Source organism: Nocardiopsis aegyptia, assembly GCF_013410755.1.
Taxonomy (GTDB): Bacteria; Actinomycetota; Actinomycetes; order Streptosporangiales; family Streptosporangiaceae; genus Nocardiopsis; species Nocardiopsis aegyptia.
This window is the reverse complement of record NZ_JACCFS010000001.1, coordinates 6,739,303-6,763,534: the sequence shown is the minus strand read 5'-3', so window position 1 is coordinate 6,763,534 and position 24,232 is coordinate 6,739,303. Positions and strand designations below refer to the sequence as shown.

Sequence of the window (24,232 nt, the reverse complement as noted above, 5' to 3'; positions counted from 1 at the left end):
ACCTGAATGTTAGAGCTGGTCGGCGCGCACGGTGGCCAACAGCCCCGCCCACTGGTCGGCGGGCAGCGCAAGGGTTGCGTGGGCCGGATTCTTGGAATCCCGCATCTCGGTGACCCCGGCCTGACCCCGGCACTCAACACAGTTCGGGGACGACCCGCTGTAGGAACTCTTGAACCAGTCGCCGTCGCTCACGCTGCCATCCTCCGCAGTTCAACCATGCTCGTCTGTGGGGGCAATGCTAGCGCCAGGGCATCGCGTACCAGCTCGCGCGTCCGGGGGAGCGCGGAGTCGGGGTGTACCTGGGAACCCTCCAGGTGGTCCGAGACGGCGACCTCCCGACCCTCGGGGAGCTTGAACACCTGGAATGGTCCGGGGAACCCCATCAGGATGGTCCCCTCGGGGAGCAGGTGGACGCGCACGCGGTCGGGCAGGTCCAACAGGTGCGCCACCTGCTCGGCGCGGACGTCGTCGGGAGCGTGGGTCAGCGCGGCCAGCGGGAAGACGGCGGAGACTTTCGCGGAGAGCTGTCCCAGCCTCTCGGATCGCAGCTGTGCGAGACGCCGGACGTCGCGGACCCTGCGGCCCGCCTCATAGGCGAGTTCGGCGTATGACGGACACCAGAGCAGACCGGGGACCGCAAGCGGGGACACCAGGTCGATACGGACCGCCTCCCGCTCCAGCACGTCCACGTCAAGCAGGAACGGGGGCAGGTCGTCGGTGACGGTGTTCTCCCACGCGGCGAGCAGCGCCCCGTTGGCGCCGAGGGCGGTGTCCAGAGCGGCGACAGCGCCACGGGACGGCCTCGTCTTCCCGGACAGGTAACGCGACAGCGACGCGGGCGAGACGCGCGACCTGGCGGACAGGGCTCGTTGGGTCAGGCCGGACAGTTCCAGGTACCGGGCAAGCACGGCGGGGAATCCGAGAGGGGCAGTCATGGAATTGTTGTACACTGCGTTGCCCGCCCGCGCCCGGTGTTTCCGCGAAGTCGTCAATACGTGGCCCAACACCGCAGGTAGCGGGACGCTGGCCCCATGGAACTTGAAGACACGCGCGTTACCTACCTGCGCGACCTCCAACACGGGCCCTGGCCGAGCGGCAGCTAAGCAGCAAGCTCGCCGTCACCGTGTACGAGGGCGAGCTGACCCCCACCCTGTGCTGTGACCCGTACCTGGGCCAGGCGGCCGTGCGGGTGGTCGACAACCAGTACACGTTCCTCGGCGTCACCACGCCCCGGGTGCGGGTGTCCGTCACCGACCCCGCAGAGTGCGTCAACCAGCTCGTGCGGCAGCGCGCCGGACTCGTGACCGGGTCGCCTTGAGCGGGCACTCCCCGGCCGTCAAGGCTTGGAGCCGCCCGGCTCGATCTCGCCCTTGAGGTCAACGCCGGTTTCGGAGATGAGGCGGTCAGTGACTGTGTCGGGGTTGGGCTGCAAGCCCATGGTCTGCATTACAACTGTGACGCGCATGTTGTCACGCTTATCGGGGTCTTCGAACTCGTCTACCAGGGTGAGGGCTGTCTGTAGAGCATGGCTCTTGGTGATCTGATCCTCGACTCGATCAGCTCGCGCGTTCGTGTCCGCCTTGGCCTTGCGTGCGTACAGTGCCAACCCTGTCCCGACAGCTGCGAAGGGAACACCCGGAAGACTTGCTGCCGCCAGCGGCTGCAAGTCGCCCTGGATCAAGGACATGGCACCACCGGCCAGCAGGACAAGCCAGCTGGCCAGCATGAGGACCACAGCTGCCCAGAAGGCCACGTTGGCGTGCTTGCGATCCTGACGCCAGGAGTCGAAGTAGTCGGTCTGTTGCTTGTTCAGCAGGTCAAAGTACAGCTCTTGACGCTGCTCGGCCAAGCTCTTGGACTTCGGCGGGTGCTCCCTCTTGGTCGTCGTAAGGTAGCCGCCAATTTGAATGTTGGCAGTGGCACCGCCGGTAACGACCACCGATGTGTTGTCCACGCCGCCCGACTCGTCGGGCCTGCTGTCTTCGGGCTCGTCGTCCGGCCGGTCCGTCGTCTCCGCCATGGGGTCCCCTGCTGCCGCTAGAGGTGTATCGATGAGCCTCAGGGTAGCCCCGGTTACGGCGCAGGCGACCCGATATGCTCCCGCACACGGCGGAGGGGTCCCACGGAACAGGGACCCCTCCGCGTCGTTCCTGGGCTGCTACGTCACGTCCAGCGTGAACTGCACCGGACCCAGAGCGGGTGGTGTTTTTACAGGACCGGGGCGCCCCCACAAGGAGGACGCCCCGCACCGCCGGCCGCACCACCAGTGCTAGGGGAAGTGGTCGGCGACCGGTGTGAGCGTGTCGGCGAACACCAGGCCGTGGCCGGGCCCGGTGTCGGCCCGCACCCGCCCCCGGTCGAACTCCACTCCGCTGGGGCGGGCCAACGCGCCCAGCTCGGCGAAGGAGGCCCGATCGATCTCCTCGACCATCGCCACCCGGGGCAGGCACAGCGCCAACTGACCCGACAGCTCGGGCAACAGGTGCGGAGCCACCGGCACCCCCCGGCGCGCCATCGACTCCGCAATGCGCAGGAACGGGGTGATCCCCCCGACCCGCACGACGTTGGGCTGGGCCACGTCCACCACCCCCAGCTCCACCGCCCGCTCGAACTCCTGGACCGTGCGCAGGTTCTCACCGATCGCGAACGGCACCCCCGTGCGCTCGCGCAGCCGCGCGTGCGCCTCCAGATCCTGCGCCGGCAGCGGCTCCTCGACGAAGAACGGATCGAAGTCCGCCAGCGCCGCCAGCGCCCGCGCCGCCGTCGGCACGTCCCAGCGCTGGTTGGCGTCCACCATCAAGACCCCGTCCGGACCCAACAGCTCGCGCACGGCGCCCACGCGCTCCACGTCACGGGACAGCTCCGCCGAGCCCACCTTGATCTTGACCGCGCTGTGCCCGGCCGCCAGCCACCGCCGCACCTGCTCCTCCAGGTCCGCCAACGGATAGTCCAGGTTCACCCCGCTGCCGTAGGCGGGCACCGACGCACGCCGGCGCCCCACCGCCTCGACCAGGCTCTCCCCCGCCGCGCGCGCCCGCAGGTCCCACAGGGCGATGTCGATGCCCGCCACCGCCATGAGCGTCAGACCGCTCGTGCCCGCCTCACGCAGGTGCCAGACCAGCTCCTCCCACAGCGCCGGGTGGGCCTCACGACCCACCAGCGCCGCGGGGCAGTCGTCGTTGACCAGCGCCTCCACCGCCCGCGCACCGATCAGCGGGGTCCACGCGAACCCCGTCCCCACCTGCCCGGTGTCGGTGCGGACCCGCACCACGACCAGGTCGTTGCGGTCCACACCCCCGTCCCAGGCACGGTGCAGCGGCAGCCGGAAGGCACGGGCCGACACCCCGCTCACACGCACGCTCAGCCCTCCTTGACCAGTGACAGGCCGGTCTCGATCAGCCCGGCCAGGGCGGTCTCCTCCTCGGGGGTCGGGTCCACGAACGGGGCGCGCACCCCGCCCACGTCCACCCCGCGCAGCCGCGCCCCCGCCTTGACCAGCGAGACCGCGTACCCCGGCACCCGGTCGCGCAGACGCACCAGGGGCTCGAAGAACTCGCGCGTGAGGGTGTCGGCCAACGGGTCGCCGGCGTGCACCGCGGTGAAGTAGGCGTTGGCGACCTCCGGCACGAACGCGAACGCCGCCGAGGAGTAGAGCGGCACACCCACCGCGCTGTAGGCCGGCACGGTCAGCTCCGCCGTGGGCAGCCCGTTGAAGAACGTGAACGCCTCGCCGCGCACCGCGCGCACGGCCAGCACGATCTGGCGCACCCGCCCCAGGTCGCCCGTCCCGTCCTTGAGCCCCACCACGTTCGGGATCGCCGCCAGCTCGGCCGCGCTCTCGGGCGTGAACACCATCGACCCGCGCTGGTAGACGATCACCGGGATGTCCACCGCCGAGGTCACCGTGCGCACGTACTCCACCAGGCCCCGCTGCGGGGCGCCCACCAGATAGGGCGGCAACAGCAGGACCGCGTCCGCCCCCAGCTCACGGGCGGAGGCGGCCTGCTCGATCGCCGTGCCCACACTGCCGCCGGCCCCCGCCACCACGGGCACCCGCCCCGCGGTCACCTGGACCGACCGGCGCACCACGGCCGCGTGCTCCACGGCCGAGAGGGCGTGCACCTCCCCGGTCCCGCACGCCGCGAACACACCGCCCGCGCCGTGCCCGACCCCCGAGTCCACGTGCTCGGCCAGCACGTCCTCGTCGACCCGGCCCCGGCCGTCGAAGGGCGTCAGGGGAAAGAACAGGATTCCGTCGAAGTTCATGGCACTCCTCGCTCGTGGGCCCGTGCGGTCGACGGGCCCGGGGGGTCGGCCGAGGGCGTGCGCCCCCGGCCCTCTCACAGGACGTACTGCACGTGCCGGCGCGCCACCGTCGCGATCACCTCGTCGCCGTCGGCCGACCAGACGCGCTCGTTGAAGATCTCCACCTCGATGTCGCCGGTGTAGCCCGCCGCGTCCACGGCCTCGCGCAGCCCGCGCACGTCGGCGTGGCCGTCACCGACCATGCCCCGGCCCAGCAGCGCGTCGGAGGGGATCGGCAGCTCCCAGTCGCACGCCTGGAAGGAGGCGATGCGCCCGCCCGCGCCGGCCCGGGCGATCTGGGCGTACACCTGGGGGTCCCACCACACGTGGTAGGCGTCGACGACCACGCCCACCGCCTCGGCGTCGAAGCGCTCGGCGATGTCCAGCGCCTGGCCCAGGGTGGAGAGCACGGCGCGGTCGGCGCAGAACATCGGGTGCAGTGGCTCCAGGGCCAGGCGCACACCGCGTTCCAGGGCGTAGGGCACCAGCTCGGCCAGCACCTCGACCATGCGCTCGCGCACCGCGGCCAGGTCGCGCTCGCCCTCGGGCAGCCCGCCCACCACCATGACCAGGCAGGGCGCGCCGAGTTCGGCGGCCTCGTCGATCGCGCGGCGGTTGTCCTCCAGCGCCTCGGCCCGGTCGGGCCGGGTCAGAAAGCCCGCCCGGCAGTAGGAGGACACGCGCAGACCCGAGCGGCGGACCAGCCGGGCGGCCTCGGCCAGCCCCATCTCGGCCACCGGTTCGCGCCACACACCGATGGCGGGCAGCCCGGCCCGCAGGCAGCCGTCCACCGCCTGGACGAGGTTCCAGTACTTGACGGTGGCCTGGTTGAGGGAGAGCCGGGCCAGCGCGGGATCGCCGGGCACCGGGGTGGGCACCGCGGCGGCCCGGCCGGAGGGCAGGTCCACCGCGGTGGGGGTGATCGGTCCCGAACCCGGGGCGGTGGCGGTCACTGGTCCACCCCCGACACCTCGAGCAGGGCGCGCATCCGCGCCACGGCCAGCTCGGGGTCGCTGAGCGCCCCGGCCGCGTCGGCCAGGCGCACGACCTGGCCCAGGTGGGGCAGGTCGCGGGCGCTGTGCAGACCGCCCACCATGTGGAAGCCCTTCTGGTGGCCGTTGAGCCAGGACAGGAAGGCGATACCGGCCTTGTAGTAGAAGGTGGGGGCGGCGAACAGGTGCCGGGCCAGGGGGACGGTGGGCTCCATCAGGGACCGGTAGCGGTCGGTGTCGCCCTCGTCCAGGGCGGCCAGCGCCCGGGCGGCGGCGGGCGCGATGGCGGCGAAGATGCCCAGCAGGGCGTGGGAGTGGCCCTGGTCGTCGCCCTGGATCAGGTCCGGGTAGTTGAAGTCGTCTCCGGTGTAGAGCCGCACGCCCTCGGGCAGGAGGCGGCGCAGGCGCACCTCCAGGGAGGCGTCCAGGAGGGAGACCTTGATGCCCTCCACGGCGTGGGCGTGTTCGGCGATGAGCTCGGCGACGGGTTCGATCGCCTCGGCGGGGTCGGTGTGGCCCCAGTAGCCGGCCAGGGCCGGGTCGAACGCGGTGCCCAGCCAGTGCAGGATCACCGGGCGCTCGGCCCGCTTGAGCAGCCGGCCGTACACGCGGGCGTAGTCGTCGTGCCCCTGCGCGGAGGCGGCCAGCGCGCGGGAGGCCATCAGGACGGGGGTGGCCCCGGCTCCCTGGACGACGTCCAGCTGCTCCTCATACGCCGTGATAACGCTTTCCAGGTCGGTCTGCGAAGATTCGATCTGGTCGGTGCCCACACCGCACGCCAGGGCGGCGCCGCGCTCGGCGGCCTGCGCGCCGGACCTGCGGATGAGCTCGGCGGTGGCCGCCCAGTCCAGGCCCATGCCGCGCTGGGCGGTGTCCATGGCGTCGGCCACGCCCAGCCCCTGGTCCCACAGGTGGTGGCGGAAGGCCAGCGTGGCCTCCCAGTCCACGGCCGCGGGGGTGCCGGGGGCGTTGGGGCGGGCGGGGTCGGCGACCACGTGGGCCGCCGCGTAGGCGGTACGGGTGCGGGCCGGGGGCAGGGGCGTGGCCGCCACGGGCGTGCCGCGCAGGGTGTAGGCCTCGATCCGCCCGTCGTCGGTGGGCAGTCTCAGGGTGTTCATGACAGGGTGACCTCGTCCAGTTCCACGGTGTGGCCCTCGGCGGCCGAGCGCAGGCCGGCCTCGGCCATCTGCAGGCCGCGGGCTCCCGAGAGCAGGTCGTGCGGGAAGGGGGCGCCGGTGACCACGTGCTGGAGGAAGTTCTCCCACTGGGCGCGGAACCCGTTGGGGAACTCGGTGTTGTCGGGCACCTGCTCCCACTGTTCACGGTAGCGGCCGTCGTCGGCCAGGTCGGGGTTCCAGACCGCCTTGGGCGTGGCCGAGCGGTGCTGGACGCGGCAGGAGCGCAGGCCCGCCACGGCGCTGCCGTGGGTGCCGTCGACCTGGAACTCCACCAGCTCGTCGCGGGCCACGCGCACGTTCCAGGAGGAGTTGATCTGGGCGATGACACCGCCCTCGAGCTCGAAGATGCCGTAGGCGGAGTCGTCGGCGGTGGCCTGGTAGGGCTCGCCGTTCTCGTCCCAGCGCCGGGGGATGTGCGTGGCCACCTTCGCGGTGACGGCGCGCACGGGACCGAAGAGGTGCTCCAGGATGTAGTGCCAGTGCGGGAACATGTCCAGCACCATGCCGCCGCCCTCCTCGGCGCGGTAGTTCCAGCTGGGGCGCTGGCCGGGCTGCCAGTCGCCCTCGAAGACCCAGTAGCCGAACTCGCCGCGGATGGACAGGATCTCGCCGAAGAAGCCGGAGTCGATGAGGCGGCGCAGCTTGAGCAGTCCGGGCAGGAAGAGCTTGTCCTGCACCACGCCGTTGCGCACGCCCGCGTCCCGCGCGAGCTTGGCCAGTTCCAGGGCGGCGCTGAGGGTGCTCGCGGTGGGTTTTTCGACGTAGATGTGCTTGCCCGCGGCGATGGCGGCGCGTACGGCGGCCTCGCGGGCGTGCGTGATCTGCGCGTCGAAGTACACGGAGATGCCGTCGTCGGACAGTACGGAGTCCAGGTCCGTGGTCCAGCGCTCGATGCCGTGGCGCTCGGCGATCTCGCTCAGCTTGCGCTCGTTGCGGCCCACCAGGACCGGCTCGGGGATGATCCGGGACCCGTCGGGCAGGGCGACGCCGCCCGCCTCACGGATGGCGAGGATCGACCGGGTCAGGTGCTGCCGGTACCCCATGCGTCCGGTGACGCCGTTCATGGCGACACCAAGCACGTGATCACGCATGTGTCTTTTCCACCTCTCAGTAGGTAAGCGCTTTCCATCGTACGGCAAACCACCCCCTCCGCACCAGAGGGACCTTCGACCTGCGCGTGTGGCCCCGCCACCGCCCGTGCGCACGCGCGACACCGGCCCGTCCTGGTACCGGTCACGGCGCCCTGTCGGTAGCGTCACCGGGGTGAGCAACCTCGAAGACCACCCCGCCGAACAGCGCGTGTGCACCGCCCGCGGCGCGGACCCCGCACCGGGCACCGAACTCCTACAGCCGCGCGAGGTCCCTCTGGGCGGCCCCCGCGCCATGACCGTGCGCCGCGCCCTGCCCGGCAAGAACCGGCGCATGATCGGCGCGTGGTGCTTCGCCGACGTCTACGGCCCCACCGACGTCGGCGCCCGGGGCGGCATGCAGGTCCCGCCGCACCCCCACATCGGCCTGCAGACGGTCAGCTGGCTGGTGCACGGCCACGTCCGCCACCAGGACGGACTGGGCTCCGACCAGCTCGTGCGGCCCGGACAGCTCAACCTCATGACCGCCGGGGACGGCATCGCCCACTCCGAGCGCACCCCCGACCAGGCGCCCCCGCTCCTGCACGGCGCCCAGCTGTGGGTGGCCCTGCCCGAGGCCGACCGCGCGGGCGCGCCCCGCTTCGAGCACCACGCCGACCTGCCCGTGTGGGAGGCGCGGGACGCGCGCGTGACGGTGATCGCCGGCGAGGTCGCGGGCCACCGCTCCCCCGCCCGCGTCCACACCCCGCTCATGGGCGCCGAGGTGGTGCTGCCCGCGGGCGCCCGCTTCGACCTCCCCCTGGACCCCGCCTTCGAGCACGGCGTCCTGGCCCTGGACGCCCCCGTCCACGCGCTCGGACACCGTGTGGAGGCCGGCTCCCTGCTCTACCTGGACCCCGGGCGCGCCCAGGTCGGCCTGCACACCGACCAGGACGCCCACCTGCTGGTGATCGGCGGGGAGCCCTTCGCCGAGGACCTGGTGATGTGGTGGAACTTCGTGGGCCGCGACCACGACGAGATCGTGGCCGCGCGCACCCGTTGGGAGGCCGAGCGCGTCGACCCGGGCACCGCGCCCCGGTTCGCCCCCGTCACCGGGGACGAGGGACCGCCGCTGCCCGCCCCCGGCACCGCCGGTAGGCGTCAGGGCTCCCGCGTCCGGCGCCGGGCGGTCAGCGCGCCCACACCTGCGGGGACAGGACCTTGAGCATCGCGTTGGCCCAGTTCATCTGCCGCAGCGTCCGCGGGTGGCACCGCCCGCTCAGCTCCAGGAGTTCGGCGTCCTTGACCGCCTGCGCCCCCTGGCCGAGCAGCTCCCAGTCCACCGAGACGCCCGCGGCGGCCAGGTACAGCCGTCGCAGGTCCGCCAGCAGCGCCAGGCCCGGATCGGAGCCGGCCGCGAGCAGTCCGCCCGCGTCCGGGGGCGACCCGGGCCCTGCCCGGCCCGGACCGGCGAGCGTCTCGCTGTCCTCGCCGTGGCGGGCCGCGGCGGCGGCCAGCTCGTGCACGTGTTCGTCGGACCAGCGGGCCAGGTCCTGTGCCACGTGGTGGATCTCGACCTCGTCCTGGTACTCGTCGGCCATCCGGCGCAGCTCGACGGCGAGCCCGGCCTCGGAGCGCTGCACCTCGCGCAGCGCCACACCGATCCTCATCGCGCACCCCCTCCCACGTCCTCCTGGCACAGGCCCTCCGGGCCTCCCGTGGTGGCGGGGACCCCGTCGGCGACCGGGCGGGAGGCCGTCGTGGTCGGCGCCGGCGCCGACCGGCCGTCGGCGGGGCGCAGCAGCCGCAACCGCGCGGCCGAGGTCTTGAACAGCGGCTGCTTGGACACCGGGTCCCAGTCGGTGACGGTCATCTCGTTGGCCGCCCGGTCCCGGTCCTGGCCCCGCGCGTCCCAGTAGCCGTAGTGGAAGGGGACGAACAGCACGCCCGGCCGGATCCCGCTGATCCTGGCCCGTGCCCGCACCGCGCCCCGGGGCGAGGCGACCTCGACCAGGTCGCCCTCGCCGATCCCGGCCTCGCGGGCGTCGGACTCGGCGATCTCCACCCACACCTCGGGGGCGGCCCTGCTCAGCTGTGGCACCCGCCCGGTCTTGGTGCGGGTGTGGAAGTGGTAGAGCGTGCGGCCGGTCACGAGCGCGAAGGGGTACTGCCCGTCCGGCTCCTCGTGCGGCGGCAGGTACTCCGCGGCCCTGATGATCGCCCGCCCGAACGGGTTCATCGCCGCGTACTCCACGGGTTCCACCGGTGCGCCGGTGACCAGGTCGCGGCCGTAGCTCTCGCACTCCTGGGGCGCGGCCCAGAAACGGCCGTCGGTGTAGAGCCGCTCGGTGCCCCCGGGCCGCTCGGCGGTGCAGGGCCACTGCACACCGCTGCCGCCCCGCAGCCCGGCGTAGGTCAGGCCGGTGTAGTCGCACGGCCGTCCCGCGCTGGCCCGCTTCCACGCCTCGAAGGCCGACTCCGCGTCGTGCCACTGCGGGAAGGGCGCGCCGTCCCTGTCACGGAAGTCCATCCGCCGCGCGTAGTCCAGGAAGATGTCCAGGTCCGCGCGAGCCTCGCCGGGCGGGTCCACGGCCCGCTCCGACAGGTGCACCGTCCGGTCGGTGTTGGTGAACGTCCCCGTCTTCTCGCCCCAGGTCGCGGCGGGCAGCACCACGTCGGCGAGTTCGGTGGTCTCGGTCGCGAAGATGTCCTGCACGACCAGGAAGAGCCCCTGGCGCGCCAGCAGCGCACGGATCCGGTGCAGGTCGGGCAGCGACACCGCCGGGTTGGTCGCGCTCACCCACAGCAGGCGCACCGAACCGGTCTCGGCGTAGCGCATGATCTGCATCGCGTGCGTGGGCGGCCCGTAGTGCGGGATCTGCAGCGTGTCCAGGTTCCACACCTTCGCCAGCTCCGCCACGTGCTCGTCGTTGCTCCAGTTGCGAAAGCCCGTCAGGTCGCCGTCGGCGCCGCATTCGCGCGTGTTCTGCGCCGTGGGCTGGCCGTTCATCTGCAGGACGCCCGCGCCGGGCCGGCCGAGCATGCCGCGCACCAGGTGCACGTTGTTGACCTGCACGGCCGCCGCGGTCGCCTGGTGGGACTGGTAGAAGCCCTGGAGCACCGTCGACAGCAGCCGCCGCGCCCCGCCCAGCAGCTCGGCCGCCTCCCGGATGCGCCCGGCCGGGACCCCGCAGATCCGCTCGGCGACCTCGGGCGTGTGGTCGGCCACCCGCTCGACCAGGTCCTGGTAGCCGACGGTGTGCGCCTGGACGTAGTCGTGGTCGACCAGGTCGCGGCGGATGATCTCGTGCAGCAGGGCGTTCATCAGCGCCAGGTTGGTCCCCGGCAGGGGCGCCAGGTGCAGCGTGGCCTCGCGCGCCACCGGCGTGGGCCGGCAGTCCACGCACAGCAGCCGCGGCGGGTCGGACCCCGCGAGGCGGTCCAGCACCCGGGACCACAGGACGGTCTGCGTCTCGGCCATGTTGTGCCCGTACAGGGCGATGACGTCGGCGTGGTCGATGTCGGAGTACGACCCCGGCTGGCCGTCGCACCCGAACGACTCCTTCAGCGCCGCCGCCGCGGTGGCCGTGCACAACCGGGTGTTGCCGTCCATGTGGTTGGTGCCGATCGCCCCGTGCCCGATGGCCGCGAGCGTGTAGTACTCCTCCAGGAACAGCTGGCCGCTGGTGTAGAAGGCCAGGGCGCTGGGGCCCTGCTCGTCGAGCAGTTCCCGGCTGCGCCGCACCACCACGTCCATGGCGGTGTCCCAGTCGGTCTCGACCAGGGCGCCGTCCCGGCGCACGAGCGGGCGGGTGAGGCGGTCGGCGGACTGGTGGGCCTGCCATCCGAACAGGTCCTTGGGGCCCAGGCGCCCGCGGTTGACCCGGTCGACGGCCCGGCCGCGCACACCGACGACGCGGTCGTCCTTGACCGCGATGTCCAGGGCGTCGCCGTTGGAGTGCAGGATCGTCGCCGACTGCACCCAGCGGTCCACGTCCTGGGGCGCGACCCCCTCGGCGAGGTGGCCGTCGACCCTGGCCGGCCACTCCTGCCCGGGCCCGTAGGGGGTCCGTGAACCCCAGGGGTGCGCGATCCGGTCCTTGAACGCCATCGGGAACCATCCCCTCGCAGCGGTGGGTACGCCTGAAGCGGCTACCCAGGGCCCCGACCCGCAAACGGTGCGCCGCGAGCAGCGGGACTGAAGACGCGCGTCAAGTCGGTCTTGATCCGCCCCCTCCCCCCGCCCTGGACAGAACAGGCCAAAACGTCCGCGTCGGCGCGTCAACCTGCGAACCGCTCGAGTCCAACGATGCTCTTCAGGCCAACTCCTGCTACGGTGCGGATCGCGAACTACGGGATGATTTAGGAGACCTGAACATGGTCCAACAGCCTCGCGAGCAGTGGGGGACGCGCGCGGGATTCCTGCTGGCGGCGATCGGATCGGCCGTCGGACTGGGCAACATCTGGCGATTCCCCTACATCGCCTACGACAATGGTGGCGGTGCGTTCCTCGTGCCCTACCTCATCGCCCTGCTGACCGCGGGCATTCCGCTGCTCATCCTCGAATACGCCATCGGGCACCGCTACCGCTCGTCGGCGCCACTGTCCTACCGGCGCATCACCCGCCCCGCCGAGGTCATCGGCTGGTGGCAGGTCGCCGTCTGCTTCGTCATCGCCACCTACTACGCGGTCATCATCGCCTGGGCGGCGCGCTTCGCGTTCTTCTCGGTGGGCCAGCAGTGGGGCGAGGACCCCGAGGCGTTCTTCTACGGGGACTTCCTGGAGCTGGGCGAAGCGCCCGGCATGGTCTCCGGCTACGTCGCCGGAGTGGCCTGGCCGCTGGTGGGCGTGTGGGTGATCGTCCTGGCCATCCTGGCCCTGGGCATCCGCCAGGGCGTGGAGAAGGCCAACAAGGTCTTCATCCCGCTGCTCGTGGTGCTGTTCCTGATCCTGGTCGTGCAGGCGCTGACCCTGGACGGGGCCGCGCAGGGCCTGGACGCGCTCTTCGCCCCGGACTGGGGCGCCATGCTCAGCGGAAAGGTGTGGATCCAGGCCTACGGCCAGATCTTCTTCTCGCTGTCCATCGGCTTCGCCATCATGGTCACCTACGCCTCCTACCTCAAGCGCAAGGCCGACCTGACCGGCACCGCCGTCACCGCGGGCCTGGCCAACAGCTCCTTCGAGCTCCTGGCCGGCATCGGCGTCTTCGCCGCGCTGGGCTTCATGGCCAACGCCGCGGGCGTGGGCGTGGACGAGGTCGTCCAGGCCGGACCCGGTCTGGCCTTCGTCGCCTTCCCGCAGATCATCTCCACGCTGCCGGTGGCCGGGGGGCTGTTCGGCGTGCTGTTCTTCGCCTCCCTGGTGGTGGCCGGGCTCAGTTCCCTGATCAGCATCGTCCAGGTGATCGTCTCCGCCGTGCAGGACCGCACCGGGCTGGGCCGCGTGCCGACCGTGCTCGTGGTGGGCGGCGCGACCGCGCTGGCCTCGATCCTGCTCTTCCCGACCCACGAGGGCCTCTACCTGCTCGACGCCGCCGACCACTTCATCAACCAGTACGGCATCGCGCTGGCCGGACTCGTGATGGTGGTCGTCTTCGGCTGGGTCGTGCGCAAGCTGCCCTACTTCGAGCGCCACGCCAACGCCACCTCGACCATCCGGCTCGCGCTGTGGTGGCGCGTGTGCCTGGGCGTGATCACGCCCGTCCTGCTGGGCTTCATGATGTGGGACAGCCTGCGCTCGGAACTGGCCGAGGCCTACGAGGGCTACAGCATGTCCTTCCTGCTCACCGCCGGATGGGGCGTGGCGATCGGCGCCATCGTCTTCGGTGTCGTCGTCTCGCTCGTCCCGTGGAAGCGCGCGGACCAGCTCGCCGCGGACGACGCGCGGGATGAGGCCGCCGGGACCGTGCCGGGCCCGTCCACCAACGAGGAAGGGGGACGCTGATGTCCGTCAGTGCCATCGCCATGATGATCGTGTTCATCGTCGTGCTGTGGGGCGGCCTGCTCGCGGCCGTGCTCAACCTGCGCGCCCACCCCGAGGACTCCGACCAGGAGTAGCACCCGCACCACCGTGGGGCGGCCGACACTGTCGGCCGCCCCACGTGCGTCGAGTCGCGGCGGGCACCGGCCGGCGCGTCCCGGCGGACACGCGTGCGGTGGCGCCGCGCGCCGCTAGGACTTCGCGATCTCGCTCACGATCCGCTCGCAGAACGCGGGCAGGTCGTCGGGGCTGCGGCTCGTGGTCACGCCCTGGTCGGTGACCACCTCCTCGTCCACCACCTCGCCCCCGGCGTTGCGCAGGTCGGTGCGCAGGCTCGGGTAGGAGGTCAGGGTGCGCCCGCGCGCCACGTCCGCCTCGACCAGCACCCACGGCCCGTGGCAGATCGCGGCGACCGGCTTGCCCTCCTCCACGAACCCGCGCACGAAACGCACCGCGTCGGAGTTCTTGCGCAGGTTGTCGGGATTGACCGTTCCGCCCGGGACCATCAGGGCGTCGTAGTCGCCGACCTGCGCGTCCAGGACCCGCCGGTCCACGGTGAACCGGTCGGCCGGGGCGATGTCGCCGTTCATCGCCTGGATGCTCCCCTCCTTCAGCGAGACCAGCTCCGTCTGCGCGCCCTCGTCCTCCAGCGCCTTCCTCGGCTCGACGAGCTCGACCTGTTCCACACCGTCCGCCGCCAGGATCGCGACCCGGCGGCCGGTGAGCGTGCCAGCCATGGCTCCCCCTCGTCATCGGTTCACGGGCACCGCTGATGCACCCGGTGCCACACCCGCGCCCCTACCCGGCCAGGCGGGACCTCACCCGAACCACCGCGCCCCCACCCGGGTCCGATCCCTCACACCCACCACGGAGGGACCCATGGCCGCGACCCGTTATCCGTACCTGGCCCGCCACGCCGAAGCCGACGTCGAAACCGGCGCCCTCTCCCTCGGGAGCCGCGAACAGGCGGTGTTCCAGACCGCCCGCCTGGTCGCCGACCGGATCCCCGGACTCACCGCCCGCCCTGGCGAGGAGGTCGGCGACTACGTCCCGCACGTGCCCGGCCGTGACGAACCACCCCCGAGCACGCCGAGGCCGTCACCGCGTTCGTCCACGCCCGACCGGCCGCCGAACGAGATCCTGGCCCCGCCCTGGCGCTGGGCGAGCCAGCCCCGGGCCATGCCGCGCTCACCGTCATCCGCTGCCCGCCCGACGCCCCCGCCTCGGTCATGGTCTTCAACGACACGTCCCACCTGCCCGAACGGCTGCGGTGGACCGGGTTCTGCGACCACCTGCGGCCCTGACCGGCCCTCAGCGTAGCCCGGAGTTTCCCGCGGGCTTTGCGTCCCGGCCGCGCTTGACATAGCCCCCTCGTGGCATCTACTTTCCATTTAGAAAGTAGATGACGATCGAGGAGAGCACCATGGCCGACCATCCCGACCTCGAGCAGGTCGCCGAAGCCCGCCGCAGGCTCGCCGCCCACACCGAACTCCCCCTCGCCTACTGGATCCTCTTCGCGGCCGCGAGCGTGCTGATCGCCGGCCTGCCGATCTGGACCTCGCTCCTGCCCGGCAGCGGCCACTACTTGCAGTGGGCCCTTGTCGGAGTGGTCCTGGTCTCGGTGGTCTACGCGGTGGTCCAGCGCCGACGCAGCGGCGTGTACCTGCCGCGCCGCGTCACCTCCTACCCTGGCGCCCGACTCCTGTGGATCTCCACCCTGGCCGCCACGGGGGCCGGCTACCTGGGCATCAGCGCACTGGTCGACCGGGGCCTGACCGGCCTGGCACTCGCCGCCCTGGTGCCCGTCGCCGCGGTCATGCTCGTGGGGCACGTCCTCACCCGCTCGGCCATGCGCCGCAGCATCCAGGACGGCAGGGCCACCCCGTGACCGCCTCGCCCGACCCCGGTGGGAAGACCCCCCAGGAATCGGACGCCCCCGGGCGCCGACCGATCCTGGAGACCGGCCCGCGGCTGGCGATGTGCGCGCTCCTGCAGGGCGCCGACTGGATCGACTTCGCCACCGTGCGCACGCTGCTCGAAGTCAGCGACTCGATGGTCTCCAAGCACAGCCGCACCCTGGAGGAGGCGGGACTGCTGGAGGTCCGCAAGGGAGCGGTCGGGCGCCGACCGAAGACATGGTTCCGCCTGACCCCGGACGGGCGCACGGTGCTGGCGAGCCACCTGGCCTGGCTGAGCGAGCTGAGTTCGGCGGTCGACCGGCAGCCCTGACGCCGAGAACCCGCGGCACGGCACCGCGTCGGCGTTGGCCCCCAGCCACCCGCGTGCGAAGTCGGGGATCGTCGATCCGGACGCGGAAGCGCTCGTCGGACGTCTTCCGCGACGACCCGCCCGACCAGCTCCGCCGCCCATTCGGGAGGACACCCGTGAGCGACCGACCCGACACCCGCATCCGCCACCTGTGGCGCGACCCCTTCACCGACTCCGAACTCACCGGCCTGCACGCCCGCGCCTTCGGCCACCCGCCCGACGACACCGGCTGGTGGGCCAGGGTCAGCACCCACAGCCTGGGCTGGGTGTGCGCCCGCCACGGCACCGCGCTCGCCGGCTTCGTCAACGTCGCCTGGGACGGCGGCGCGCACGCCTTCCTGCTCGACACCGCCGTCGAACCCGACCTCCAGCGCTCGCGCGTGGGCACCGGACTGGTCGCCGCGGCGGTCGAGGGCGCCCGCGCGGCCCGCTGCCAGTGGCTGCACGTGGACTTCGAACCCCATCTGAGCGACTTCTACCTCGGAGCCTGCGGACTGCGCCCCACCCGCGCGGGTCTGCTGGCCCTGTGCGGCGAACCCCGCGGGAAGGGGCCCCGCACCGACGTGTCAGGCTGAATCCCCTTCAGCGCGGCACACCGCCGCACCCGCCCCCGACCCCTCAGGAGCACCGCATGCAGGCCTGCGTCGTCGCGGTCAGCGCCGACCCCCGCCACACCTTCAGCAAACCCGTCCAGGCAAGAATCCGCCTGCTCACCGGCCTGGGCGTCGAGGGCGACGCGCACATGGGCACCACGGTCAAACACCGCTCCCGCGTGGCCCAGGACCCCACCCGACCCAACCTGCGCCAGGTCCACCTCATCCACGCCGAACTCTTCGACGCCCTCGCCGAGGCGGGCTACGACATCGCCCCCGGACAGCTCGGCGAGAACATCACCACGCGCGGCATCGACCTCCTGGGCCTGCCCACCGGCGCCCTGCTGAGCGTCGGCGAGGCCGTCATCGAGGTGACCGGCCTGCGCAACCCCTGCACCCAGATCGACGACTTCGCCCCCGGCCTGCTCAAACACGTCGCCTACCGCGACGAACAGGGCGCCGTCGTACGGCGCGGCGGTGTGATGGGCATCGTCCGCACCGGCGGCACCGTCGAACCCGGCATGGCCGTCCACGTCCGCGCACCGCGGGGCCCGCACGTCCCCCTCGCCCGCGTGTGAGCCCACGCCCGGCCGCGGACCCGGTGCTAGCGTTGGCCCATGACAGACGACGGACCCCGCGCCGCTGCCGCGGTCAAGAGCATCCTCGTCACAGGGGCGACCGGGACACTGGGCCGTCCCGTGGTCGAACGGCTGCGCACCGCCGGGCACCGGGTCCGCACCCTGAGCCGCCACCCCGATCAGGGCGACCCGCGTGCGCACGCCGTCGACCTGCGCACGGGCACCGGTCTCACCGAGGCCCTGGAGGGCGCCGAGGTGGTCGTGCACTGCGCCAGCACTCCCAGAGGCGGTGACATCCAGGCGGCCACCCACCTGATCCGGTCCGCCCGCCGCGCGGGCGTCGACCACCTCGTCTACATCTCGATCGTGGGCGTGGACCGGGTCCCGCTGGGCTACTACCGGACCAAGCACACCATCGAACGCGCGCTCGCCGCCGGTCCGCTGGGCTGGACCGTACTGCGCACCACCCAGTTCCACGACCTGGTGCAGGGCATCTGCGCCCGAATGGCCCGGCTGCCCGTCCTGCCCTGCCCCGACATCCCCCTGCAGCCGATCGACACCGGCGAGGTCGCCGCGCGCCTGGCCCAGATCGCCCAGGGCCCGCCCGCGGGACGGGTCCCCGACATGGGCGGACCGCGCGTGGAGACCCTGCCCGACCTGGCCCGCGCCTACCTCGACGCCCGCGGTCCGCGGAGGCGTGTGCGCCCGGTGCGCGTGCCGGGCCAGATGATGGACGCCTGCCGCGAGGGCGGTCTGCTGGCCCCCGACCGCGCCGTCGGCAGCATCACCTTCGAGGAGTTCCTGGCCCGCTGAGCACGCGCCCCGGCGCCGTGCCCGCCGCCCGCTCCGAAGGCCCCGGTGGCCGCGGCTCCGCGGCCCGCACGACCACCAACCGGATCGCGCCGGTCCGGATCCCAGCAGCACGAACCCGGGCAACGGCCGGTGGGCCGTCGGTCCCCCGCCCGCTCCCTGGCCGGTTCCGGTCACACCACCGGTCACCGCCCACACACGCGCAGGAGCCAGAATGGGTGTACGCACACCCATCGATAGAGAGCCCCGATGCCGAGCCAGGCCACCCCACCTCCCCCCGGCACCCCCGCCACCGCACTGGCCCGCCTCGCCAGGAGCCGCCCCACTCCCCGAACGCTCGCCGTACTCCTGGCCGCGCTCACACTCCCGGCCATGGCCGTCATCGGCACCGCCATCGCCCTGCAGATGCCCGAACCCCCCGAACGCTCCTACACCCCCGCCCCCGACCCCCTCCAGGGCACCGACCTCCTCGACGCGGCACTGCGACGACTGGAGAGCGCCTCCTCCTACCGCCTGCGCGCCATCACCCACGAAGGCGACGGCAGCGGCCCCTACCAGGACCGGCCCGAGGACACCCGCCGCGCACTCGGCGTGAACTTCCAGTGGTTCACCCACACCACCGACCCCGTCCCGGCCGTGCTCCTGGAACGCTCCGGAGACGGCGCCGCCCCCGTGCACATGTGGGCCGACGGCACCCCCGTGGTCTCCCGGGGCGCCGGACCCGACCAGTGGTTCCACGACGACCCCGCCTACGCCATGGACGAGGAGGACTTCCGCCCCGTGCGCACCGCACTGGAGGCCATCACCGACCACGGGAACATCACCGAGGAGGACCGGGCCACCTTCACCCCCGACCCCGGCCTCGCCCGGGGCGAGGAGACCACCGATCCGCAGGAGCGACCCGCCGTGCGACTCCGCGGGCACCTGGAGACCGCCGAGGGAGCGACGGAGTTCGTCCTGTTCACCACGGCCAAGGGCACACCGCTGGCCCTGTCCACCGAGACCGTCCCGGCCGACGCCGCGGTGACCTGGACCAACTACCGCGAGTACGAGGTCCTCGACCTGGACGCCCCCGTCGACCTCACCGTGCCCGAACCCGACGAGATCGGTTCCTTCCAGGACGCCGAGGGCTACTGAGGCGCGCTGGCCCGTCCCGCACCCGCCATGGCACCCTCAGGAGATGGACCAGGTGAGCCTGACGCTGCGCTTCGCGCCCGAGCTCCGCTTCTTCCTGCCGCCCCGCAACCGCGTCGACCGGGTCCGCGTCCAGCACGACGCCACCAGCACCCTGGGCCACGTCATCGAGTCCCTGGGCGTGCCCCGCACCGAGATCGGGCGCCTGCGCGCCGACGGCACCGAGGTCACCGCCGCCCACCGCCCCGCCGACGGCCAGACCATCGAGATCGACGCCCCCGCCCGGCCCCAGCACACGCCCTTCGACCGCACCCGGTTCCTGCTCGACGTGCACCTGGGCACACTCGCGCGCCGCCTGCGCCTGCTGGGCGTGGACACCGCCTACGACAACGACCGCGACGACGACGCCCTGGTCGCCCAGGCCAACGACGAACAGCGCGTCCTGCTCACCCGCGACCGCGGACTACTGCGCCGACGCGGCCTGCTCGCCGGCGCCCACGTCCACCACACCGACCCCGAACTCCAGCTCCACGAGGTCCTCCGGCGCTTCGACCCGCCCCTGGCCCCGTTCACCCGCTGCCTGGCCTGCAACGGCATGGTCGAACCGGCCACCAAACAGCAGGTCCAGGGCGACCTCGAAGCCGGCACGCGCGCCACCTACGACACCTTCACCCGCTGCCGCTCGTGCGGGCGCGTGTACTGGCCCGGTGCGCACCACGACAGGCTCGCCCAGATCGTCGACCGCGCCCGCGCACACACCACCTGAACCCGATGTCCGATCCGGGTCGCTCTCCCCGCGGCTCCGGCCACTGCGCGGGAGCACCCGGAGCGAAGCGGGCACGCCTCACGCCGCGAAGCGGGGACGGTTCACGACTCACGCGGACCGGACGCATCGGGCAGCCCAGCCGGATCATCCGCCCCACCGGCCGCCCACAAGCGTTCGGCCAGCCCACGGCACCGCCGCGCGAGCTCCGGCGGCTCGAGCACCTCGAAACCGTGCCCCAACCGCGCCACGTGCACGAGGACGAAGTCGAGGTCGTCGGCCCCGCTGACCACCTCACAGCTCCCGTCCCCCAGGTCCCGCACGAGCGCCGCCGACGCCGGGACCTGCGCCCGCACCGTCTCGGCCGGGGCGTGCACGAGGAACCGCGCCTGGTACCGGTAGACCCGGCTCGCCACCCCCTCCTGCACGAACGGCCCCGCCTCCGGCGCCGGACGCGGACGGAAGCGCCACGTCCTGGCCGCCACCGCGCTCATCCGATCCAGGCGGAAGGTCCGCCAGTCGCCACGGTCCAGGTCGAAGGCCAGCAGGTACCAGCGCCGGTCGGAGGCGACCAGCCGGTAGGGCTCCACCCGACGGCGCCGCACCCCGCCCCCGGAGGAGTAGTCGAAACCCGCCTCGACCTCGTCGCGGCAGGCACGGGCCAGCGTCATCAGCGCCTCGGCGTCGACCGGCGTGCGACCGCCGCCGAAGGACTCCACCGCCTCGGCGAGCGTGCGCACCTGCTCGCGCAATCGGGTGGGCAGCACCCGGTCGAGCTTGGTCAGGGCACGCAGAGCGGCCTCCCCCGCCCCCGCGACCGCGCCGCCGGCCCCGGCCAGCAGCGCGACCGCCGTGGAGATCGCCTCCTCGTCGTCCAACAGCAACGGCGGCAGCTCCTGGCCCCGACCGAGCCGGTAGCCGCCGCCGACCCCCTGGTCCGCGTGCACCGGGTAGCCGAGCGCCCGCAGCCGCTCCACGTCCCGCCGCACCGTGCGCGCGGTGACACCGAGCCGGCCGGCGAGCTCGGGCCCCGTCCACACCCGCCGCTGCTGCAACAAGCCGAGCAGGGTGAGCACCCGCTCGGTGGTGCCCCGCTCCGCACCGCTCTCCGCGTCCATGTTGCCCATTCTTTGGACGATAGCGGACCGATCCTGTCCGGTTCGGCTGGGAGATTGAAGCCATGGACACAGAACACTTCGATGTGAACGGCTCACTGCTGGACCAGTGGCAACACCACTGGGACCACCAACTGCGGGACAGACTCGAAGGCCTCACCGACGACGAGTACTTCTGGTCACCGGTGCCCGGGGCCTGGAGCGTACGGCCGCGCGGCTCCTCCACAGCGCCCGTGCAGGGCGGTTCGGGGGCCTTCACCATCGACTTCGGTTACCCCGAGCCGGTCCCCGCGCCCTTCACCACGATCGCCTGGCGCCTGGGCCACGTCATCGTCGGTGTGCTCGCCATGCGCAACGCGGCCCACTTCGGCGCTCCCGCGGCCGACTACGACACCTGGGACTACGCGGGCGGCGCGGAGGAGGCGCTCGAACAGCTGCGCACCCAGCTCCAGGTGTGGACGGCGGGGGTGCGCGAGCTGGGCGAGGCCGGGTTGAAGGTGCCCGTCGGCGACAAAGAGCCCTACCCGCAGCGGCCCATGGCGGACCTGGTGCTGCACATCCACCGGGAGCTGATCCACCACCTGGCCGAGGTCTGCCTGCTGCGCGACCTCTACCTGCACTCGAACACCACCACGAACGGAGCCACCCGATGAGCCGCCGGATCCAGGTCACCTTCGACGCCCACGACCCGCGGGCCCTGTCCACGTTCTGGCGCGACGTCCTGGGCTATGTCCACCCCGGCCCGCCCGGGGTCGAGCTGGCCGAGGGCGCCGACCCGCTGGCCGCCTGGGAGGACTTCCTCGCCCGGATCGGCGTGCCGGAGGAGCACCGCAACGCCAAGTCCGCCATCGAGGACCCCGACGGGGAGGGACCGCGGATCTTCTTCCAGCAGGTTCCCGAGGACAAGGTCGCCAAGAACCGCGTCCACCTGGACGTGCGCGCGGCACCGGGCCTTCAGGGCGAGCAGCGCATGGCGGCGCTGGAGGCCGAGTGCTCGCGGCTCGTGGCCCTGGGCGCCACCCGGCTGCGCCGTGACGAGCCCGCTCCGCCGCTGAGCGCGGGCTTCATCGTGATGGCCGATCCCGAGGGCAACGAGTTCTGCCTGGACTGACGCGCCCGGTCGGCATGGCCTCACCTCGCCCCGGGCCGGGAGGCGGCGTCCGCCTTCCGGCCCGGGGCGAGGTTTCTGCGCGGGGGCCCGGCCTCAGCGTCCTTCGATGTCCTGGCGCACGGTGGCGGCGATGCGGGTGAGCGCGGCCGCGTGGCGGCGGGCGACTCCAGCAGGTCCGTGCGGCCCGCCTGAGCGCCCCGGAGTCCACGACCTTCCCGCCCGATCGCCTCGCCCGTCCGGCGAGGACGCCGACACACCCGACAGGAGAACCCCTTGAAGGCCATGCGTTTCCACGGGTTCGGCACCAGCGAGGTCCTGCGCTACGAGGACGTCGACCGTCCGTCACCGGGCCCCGGCCAGGTGCTCGTGCGGGTGGCGGCCACCTCGTTCAACCCGGTCGACGACCACATCCGCGCCGGGGCACTGGCCCGGATGCTCCCGATCGATCTCCCCTACGTGCCGGGCATCGACCTGTCGGGCACCGTCGCCGCACTCGGTCCGCGGGTGGGGGACGTGCGGGTCGGGGACCCGGTGGTGGCCATGCTGCCCCTGGACTCCGCGGGCGGCGCCGCCGAGTACGCGCTCGTCCCCGCCGAGTCCCTGGCTCCGGCGCCGCGGTCGATCGCGCTGGCCGACGCCGCGGCGCTGCCGCTGACCGGGCTGGCGGCCTGGCAGACGGCGTTCGAGCTCGCCGAGCTGACATCCGGTCAGCGTGTCCTGGTCAACGGGGTGGGCGGCGCGGTGGGCAGCCTCGTGGTCCAGCTCGCCGCCCGCCGCCCGCCGCCCGCCGGCCGGTGGCCGACCTGGCCGACGTGCACGAGGACGCCGGTGCCGGGCGGTTGCCCGGCAAGACGGTCGTCCTCGCCCCCTGATCGACCCCTGGCCGAGCCGGGGCCGGCCCGGCGTGGGCGTGCGTGCCCACGCCCGGTGTCGTCCCAGGGTCGCGGGACCCTTCTCTAATTTCGTTTCGTTGGAAACGTTTCTCCGTAACGCAATCAGTTGCGTTGACTCTCGACAGGGCTCAGAAACCCCCGAAGCCTGACCTCCGATAAGCGGGCCTTATCGGAGGTCAGGCATTTCGAGGGCTGTGCTCACCCCCTGAGGCGCCGAGCGGGGCCCGCAACGTTATTCAGGCGGCGCTGCGGCCAGGCAAAACGAGACGGGTACAGCGGTCGCTGTACCGACTCTCGGTGGTGAGCACGGTCACCGTGCGCGCGAACACCATCACAGAGAGCCCGGAGCCGCTCACGGCCGACGTTCCCCGCCCGACCAGAACCAAAAGGCCGCGGCTCACCCGGCACCGACGCCTCGAACTGCCTGCACCAAGTCCTGGACGAGAGGACGGGGCCACTGCGCTCCCGAGCGGCGGCCCGCCTGACGCTGCTCTTCGCCCACCTCGCGAGCCGCATCGTCCTGCTGACCACCGACCGGGATGCAGCCTGAGTGTTCCCCGAGCCGCCGCTGCGGTCATCACCCGGGCCCTCGGATCCCACGACACGACCACCACGCACGTGCTCACCGAAGCCGGAGGAAGCTGGAACCACTACGCGTCCAGCGACCGATGATGGCCGGTCTGCGCTTCTCGGCCCTTGTTCCTGAAGAGGTTTCAGCCACCGACGGCGGTCAGCGAGCCTGGGGCGTCGAACCTCGCCTCTGATGCCCGGGCCATCTTCCAGCGGTTGCCTCCGGGGTCCGCGATAGAGGCAGACCCTCCGCACCAGCGGGGGTCCACCGGCTCGGCCACGACCCCTGCGCCCACTCGGACAGCGGTGCTGAACTCTGCGCTGGCACCGCCCCCCGCCCTGGCCCTGGGGCCCCGCCTGACCGTGCTGGCGCACAACACCCTGGGCGCGGCCCTCTTCGACGGCCACACCCACAGCGCCGACCTGCTGCGGCTGGTCTTCCTCGACCCCCGCGCACGCGAGTCCTACCCCGACTGGGACCAGGTCGCGGCCGCGACGGTCGCCGCCCTGCGCGGCGGCACCGCGACCGGCACCGACGACCCCCGGCCCGTGGAGACCGTGGGCGGGCTGTGCCTGAAGAGCGAGGAGTTCGCCCGGCTCCGGACCCGCCACGATGTGCGCCGTAAGACCCACGAGAGCAAACGCCTGCGCCACCCGCTGGTGGGAGAGCTGACCCTGGACTACGAGACGCTGACCGTCAACAGCGCCCCCGGCCAGCAGCTGGTCGTCTACCACGCCGCCCCGGGCAGCACCTCCGAGCAGGCGCTCGCCCTGCTGGGCAGCCTCACCGCCTCCGGTGCCGAGCGCGCCCCGCGCCCACATCCCGCACCCGAGCACTGACCCCCGCCCCCGCGACCGCCCCCGACCGGCCCGGCC

At 72.7% G+C, this 24,232-nt stretch carries 27 protein-coding genes; 15 read left to right on the top strand and 12 right to left on the bottom strand.

Going from position 1 to position 24,232, the window contains the following annotated elements:
- Positions 1-9: 9 nt before the first annotated feature.
- Positions 10-192 (bottom strand): DUF397 domain-containing protein, encoded by a 183-nt coding sequence (locus HNR10_RS31560; RefSeq protein WP_179829312.1) that lies wholly within the window; start codon positions 190-192, stop codon positions 10-12.
- Entirely contained in the window at positions 189-935 is a 747-nt protein-coding gene (locus HNR10_RS29960; RefSeq protein ID WP_246406480.1) for a Scr1 family TA system antitoxin-like transcriptional regulator, read from the bottom strand. The genes HNR10_RS31560 and HNR10_RS29960 overlap by 4 nt, the downstream gene beginning before the upstream one ends.
- 188 nt (positions 936-1,123) lie before the next feature.
- On the opposite strand from HNR10_RS29960, the gene HNR10_RS29955 reads away from it, so the two are divergent.
- Positions 1,124-1,318 (top strand): hypothetical protein, encoded by a 195-nt coding sequence (locus HNR10_RS29955; protein WP_179829310.1) that lies wholly within the window; start codon positions 1,124-1,126, stop codon positions 1,316-1,318.
- A gap of 18 nt (positions 1,319-1,336) precedes the next feature.
- Here the strand turns inward: HNR10_RS29955 and HNR10_RS29950 are convergent, their stop codons facing one another.
- The 6 genes from HNR10_RS29950 to HNR10_RS29925 all read right to left on the bottom strand — a co-directional run bounded on the left by HNR10_RS29950 (position 1,337) and on the right by HNR10_RS29925 (position 7,566).
- A complete protein-coding gene (locus HNR10_RS29950) occupies positions 1,337-2,020 on the bottom strand; it encodes a TRADD-N-associated membrane domain-containing protein (RefSeq protein ID WP_179829309.1) in 684 nt (227 codons plus the stop codon).
- Between the two features lie 249 nt (positions 2,021-2,269).
- Complete coding sequence (locus HNR10_RS29945; RefSeq protein ID WP_179829308.1) at positions 2,270-3,358, bottom strand: mandelate racemase/muconate lactonizing enzyme family protein; 1,089 nt, start codon at positions 3,356-3,358, stop codon at positions 2,270-2,272.
- Positions 3,359-3,360: 2 nt separating this feature from the next.
- Positions 3,361-4,266 carry a 5-dehydro-4-deoxyglucarate dehydratase gene (locus tag HNR10_RS29940; RefSeq protein WP_179829307.1) on the bottom strand — a complete coding sequence of 302 codons (906 nt, stop codon included), beginning with the start codon at positions 4,264-4,266 and terminating at the stop codon, positions 3,361-3,363.
- A 74-nt stretch (positions 4,267-4,340) separates the two neighbouring features.
- The gene (locus HNR10_RS29935) at positions 4,341-5,228 is read right to left on the bottom strand and encodes a sugar phosphate isomerase/epimerase family protein (protein ID WP_179830050.1); all 888 of its coding nucleotides are present in this window, start codon (positions 5,226-5,228) and stop codon (positions 4,341-4,343) included.
- Between the two features lie 26 nt (positions 5,229-5,254).
- Positions 5,255-6,415, bottom strand: coding sequence for a dihydrodipicolinate synthase family protein (locus HNR10_RS29930; RefSeq protein ID WP_179829306.1), 1,161 nt, complete (start codon positions 6,413-6,415; stop codon positions 5,255-5,257).
- Positions 6,412-7,566 (bottom strand): Gfo/Idh/MocA family protein, encoded by a 1,155-nt coding sequence (locus HNR10_RS29925; RefSeq protein WP_179829305.1) that lies wholly within the window; start codon positions 7,564-7,566, stop codon positions 6,412-6,414. Before HNR10_RS29925 ends, HNR10_RS29930 begins: the two co-directional genes overlap by 4 nt.
- A 172-nt stretch (positions 7,567-7,738) precedes the next feature.
- Here HNR10_RS29925 and HNR10_RS29920 point away from each other — a divergent pair, with 172 nt between their 5' ends.
- Positions 7,739-8,767 carry a pirin family protein gene (locus tag HNR10_RS29920; RefSeq protein WP_179829304.1) on the top strand — a complete coding sequence of 343 codons (1,029 nt, stop codon included), beginning with the start codon at positions 7,739-7,741 and terminating at the stop codon, positions 8,765-8,767.
- Here the strand turns inward: HNR10_RS29920 and HNR10_RS29915 are convergent.
- Complete coding sequence (locus HNR10_RS29915) at positions 8,733-9,212, bottom strand: hypothetical protein (protein ID WP_179829303.1); 480 nt, start codon at positions 9,210-9,212, stop codon at positions 8,733-8,735. The two genes, HNR10_RS29920 and HNR10_RS29915, sit on opposite strands and share 35 nt — an antisense overlap.
- Positions 9,209-11,653, bottom strand: coding sequence for a molybdopterin oxidoreductase family protein (locus HNR10_RS29910; protein ID WP_179829302.1), 2,445 nt, complete (start codon positions 11,651-11,653; stop codon positions 9,209-9,211). Before HNR10_RS29910 ends, HNR10_RS29915 begins: the two co-directional genes overlap by 4 nt.
- A 266-nt stretch (positions 11,654-11,919) precedes the next feature.
- On the opposite strand from HNR10_RS29910, the gene HNR10_RS29905 reads away from it, so the two are divergent.
- Together HNR10_RS29905 and HNR10_RS29900 are read left to right on the top strand one after the other, a co-directional pair.
- A complete protein-coding gene (locus HNR10_RS29905) occupies positions 11,920-13,485 on the top strand; it encodes a sodium-dependent transporter (RefSeq protein WP_179829301.1) in 1,566 nt (521 codons plus the stop codon).
- Positions 13,485-13,598: a methionine/alanine import family NSS transporter small subunit gene (locus HNR10_RS29900; RefSeq protein ID WP_179829300.1), complete on the top strand. Its 114-nt coding sequence runs from the start codon at positions 13,485-13,487 to the stop codon at positions 13,596-13,598. The genes HNR10_RS29905 and HNR10_RS29900 overlap by 1 nt, the downstream gene beginning before the upstream one ends.
- Positions 13,599-13,712: 114 nt before the next feature.
- Here the strand turns inward: HNR10_RS29900 and HNR10_RS29895 are convergent, their stop codons facing one another.
- Positions 13,713-14,258, bottom strand: coding sequence for a type 1 glutamine amidotransferase domain-containing protein (locus HNR10_RS29895; protein WP_179829299.1), 546 nt, complete (start codon positions 14,256-14,258; stop codon positions 13,713-13,715).
- 665 nt (positions 14,259-14,923) lie between these two features.
- On the opposite strand from HNR10_RS29895, the gene HNR10_RS29890 reads away from it, so the two are divergent.
- From HNR10_RS29890 to HNR10_RS29860, 7 genes are all read left to right on the top strand, one after another.
- Positions 14,924-15,409, top strand: coding sequence for a hypothetical protein (locus HNR10_RS29890; RefSeq protein WP_246406477.1), 486 nt, complete (start codon positions 14,924-14,926; stop codon positions 15,407-15,409).
- Positions 15,406-15,750 (top strand): winged helix-turn-helix domain-containing protein, encoded by a 345-nt coding sequence (locus tag HNR10_RS29885; protein WP_376769784.1) that lies wholly within the window; start codon positions 15,406-15,408, stop codon positions 15,748-15,750. The genes HNR10_RS29890 and HNR10_RS29885 overlap by 4 nt, the downstream gene beginning before the upstream one ends.
- Before the next feature lie 155 nt (positions 15,751-15,905).
- Positions 15,906-16,364, top strand: coding sequence for a GNAT family N-acetyltransferase (locus HNR10_RS31555; protein ID WP_312889460.1), 459 nt, complete (start codon positions 15,906-15,908; stop codon positions 16,362-16,364).
- Between the two features lie 56 nt (positions 16,365-16,420).
- Complete coding sequence (locus HNR10_RS29875) at positions 16,421-16,960, top strand: MOSC domain-containing protein (protein WP_179829297.1); 540 nt, start codon at positions 16,421-16,423, stop codon at positions 16,958-16,960.
- Positions 16,961-16,999: 39 nt separating this feature from the next.
- Positions 17,000-17,773 (top strand): SDR family oxidoreductase, encoded by a 774-nt coding sequence (locus HNR10_RS29870; RefSeq protein ID WP_179829296.1) that lies wholly within the window; start codon positions 17,000-17,002, stop codon positions 17,771-17,773.
- Positions 17,774-18,019: 246 nt separating this feature from the next.
- Entirely contained in the window at positions 18,020-18,907 is an 888-nt protein-coding gene (locus tag HNR10_RS29865; RefSeq protein ID WP_179829295.1) for a hypothetical protein, read from the top strand.
- Positions 18,908-18,950: 43 nt separating this feature from the next.
- A complete protein-coding gene (locus tag HNR10_RS29860) occupies positions 18,951-19,670 on the top strand; it encodes a Mut7-C RNAse domain-containing protein (protein ID WP_179829294.1) in 720 nt (239 codons plus the stop codon).
- A gap of 101 nt (positions 19,671-19,771) precedes the next feature.
- Here the strand turns inward: HNR10_RS29860 and HNR10_RS29855 are convergent, their stop codons facing one another.
- Positions 19,772-20,785, bottom strand: coding sequence for a helix-turn-helix transcriptional regulator (locus HNR10_RS29855; protein ID WP_218899146.1), 1,014 nt, complete (start codon positions 20,783-20,785; stop codon positions 19,772-19,774).
- A gap of 62 nt (positions 20,786-20,847) precedes the next feature.
- Here HNR10_RS29855 and HNR10_RS29850 point away from each other — a divergent pair, with 62 nt between their 5' ends.
- The 4 genes from HNR10_RS29850 to HNR10_RS29835 all read left to right on the top strand — a co-directional run bounded on the left by HNR10_RS29850 (position 20,848) and on the right by HNR10_RS29835 (position 24,196).
- Positions 20,848-21,435, top strand: coding sequence for a DinB family protein (locus tag HNR10_RS29850; RefSeq protein ID WP_179829292.1), 588 nt, complete (start codon positions 20,848-20,850; stop codon positions 21,433-21,435).
- On the top strand, positions 21,432-21,893 hold the full coding sequence (locus tag HNR10_RS29845) for a VOC family protein (RefSeq protein WP_179829291.1): 462 nt from the start codon (positions 21,432-21,434) through the stop codon (positions 21,891-21,893). Before HNR10_RS29850 ends, HNR10_RS29845 begins: the two co-directional genes overlap by 4 nt.
- A gap of 282 nt (positions 21,894-22,175) precedes the next feature.
- Complete coding sequence (locus tag HNR10_RS29840; protein ID WP_246407745.1) at positions 22,176-22,853, top strand: NADP-dependent oxidoreductase; 678 nt, start codon at positions 22,176-22,178, stop codon at positions 22,851-22,853.
- Between the two features lie 809 nt (positions 22,854-23,662).
- A complete protein-coding gene (locus tag HNR10_RS29835) occupies positions 23,663-24,196 on the top strand; it encodes an MmyB family transcriptional regulator (protein ID WP_218898141.1) in 534 nt (177 codons plus the stop codon).
- Positions 24,197-24,232: the final 36 nt, after the last annotated feature.

What these genes read in the sequence shown, in the direction of transcription:
- HNR10_RS29960 (WP_246406480.1), bottom strand. Translation starts at nt 935, where the DNA reads ATGACTGCCCCTCTCGGATTCCCCGCCGTGCTTGCCCGGTACCTGGAA.
- HNR10_RS29950 (WP_179829309.1), bottom strand. Translation starts at nt 2,020, where the DNA reads ATGGCGGAGACGACGGACCGGCCGGACGACGAGCCCGAAGACAGCAGG.
- HNR10_RS29940 (WP_179829307.1), bottom strand. Translation starts at nt 4,266, where the DNA reads ATGAACTTCGACGGAATCCTGTTCTTTCCCCTGACGCCCTTCGACGGC.
- HNR10_RS29930 (WP_179829306.1), bottom strand. Translation starts at nt 6,415, where the DNA reads ATGAACACCCTGAGACTGCCCACCGACGACGGGCGGATCGAGGCCTAC.
- HNR10_RS29925 (WP_179829305.1), bottom strand. Translation starts at nt 7,566, where the DNA reads ATGCGTGATCACGTGCTTGGTGTCGCCATGAACGGCGTCACCGGACGC.
- HNR10_RS29915 (WP_179829303.1), bottom strand. Translation starts at nt 9,212, where the DNA reads ATGAGGATCGGTGTGGCGCTGCGCGAGGTGCAGCGCTCCGAGGCCGGG.
- HNR10_RS29910 (WP_179829302.1), bottom strand. Translation starts at nt 11,653, where the DNA reads ATGGCGTTCAAGGACCGGATCGCGCACCCCTGGGGTTCACGGACCCCC.
- HNR10_RS29905 (WP_179829301.1), top strand. Translation starts at nt 11,920, where the DNA reads ATGGTCCAACAGCCTCGCGAGCAGTGGGGGACGCGCGCGGGATTCCTG.
- HNR10_RS29900 (WP_179829300.1), top strand. Translation starts at nt 13,485, where the DNA reads ATGTCCGTCAGTGCCATCGCCATGATGATCGTGTTCATCGTCGTGCTG.
- HNR10_RS29895 (WP_179829299.1), bottom strand. Translation starts at nt 14,258, where the DNA reads ATGGCTGGCACGCTCACCGGCCGCCGGGTCGCGATCCTGGCGGCGGAC.
- HNR10_RS29890 (WP_246406477.1), top strand. Translation starts at nt 14,924, where the DNA reads ATGACGATCGAGGAGAGCACCATGGCCGACCATCCCGACCTCGAGCAG.
- HNR10_RS29875 (WP_179829297.1), top strand. Translation starts at nt 16,421, where the DNA reads ATGCAGGCCTGCGTCGTCGCGGTCAGCGCCGACCCCCGCCACACCTTC.
- HNR10_RS29870 (WP_179829296.1), top strand. Translation starts at nt 17,000, where the DNA reads ATGACAGACGACGGACCCCGCGCCGCTGCCGCGGTCAAGAGCATCCTC.
- HNR10_RS29865 (WP_179829295.1), top strand. Translation starts at nt 18,020, where the DNA reads ATGCCGAGCCAGGCCACCCCACCTCCCCCCGGCACCCCCGCCACCGCA.
- HNR10_RS29860 (WP_179829294.1), top strand. Translation starts at nt 18,951, where the DNA reads ATGGACCAGGTGAGCCTGACGCTGCGCTTCGCGCCCGAGCTCCGCTTC.
- HNR10_RS29855 (WP_218899146.1), bottom strand. Translation starts at nt 20,785, where the DNA reads ATGGACGCGGAGAGCGGTGCGGAGCGGGGCACCACCGAGCGGGTGCTC.
- HNR10_RS29850 (WP_179829292.1), top strand. Translation starts at nt 20,848, where the DNA reads ATGGACACAGAACACTTCGATGTGAACGGCTCACTGCTGGACCAGTGG.
- HNR10_RS29845 (WP_179829291.1), top strand. Translation starts at nt 21,432, where the DNA reads ATGAGCCGCCGGATCCAGGTCACCTTCGACGCCCACGACCCGCGGGCC.
- HNR10_RS29840 (WP_246407745.1), top strand. Translation starts at nt 22,176, where the DNA reads ATGCGTTTCCACGGGTTCGGCACCAGCGAGGTCCTGCGCTACGAGGAC.